The following is a 247-nucleotide window of genomic DNA, read 5'->3' as shown; positions in this document are numbered from 1 at the left end:
GCCAGCCTATGACCATGCCGATATCACCGCGCTGGCGGGGGCCACCCTGGCGATGGAAATGCTGTGCCTGTATGCGGCGCGGCACAAGGTGGACAAGGGCCAGTAACCTGGGGCCGCTTTGCAGCCCCCAGGGCCCATACTGAAACATCAGGAATCATCTCCACCCGCATTCACACTTTTGCCGCGAACCCTTCGCGCCTTAGGCTATCAAACCCACCAGGCGCGGCATTCTCGTACAGGAGGTGAA

1 pseudogene is annotated in these 247 nt (G+C 61.1%); it reads left to right on the top strand.

The features are described 5' to 3' along the window. A pseudogene (locus J5M58_RS27440) lies at positions 1-106 on the top strand (agmatinase); the annotation flags it as partial. Between the last annotated feature and the right edge of the window lie 141 nt (positions 107-247).

This window comes from Pseudomonas sp. 32_A, assembly GCF_017490905.1.
In the GTDB taxonomy this organism is placed as follows: Bacteria; Pseudomonadota; Gammaproteobacteria; order Pseudomonadales; family Pseudomonadaceae; genus Aquipseudomonas; species Aquipseudomonas inefficax.
The sequence above is the reverse complement of the archived record's forward strand: the minus strand, read 5'-3'. Positions and strand labels throughout refer to the sequence as shown.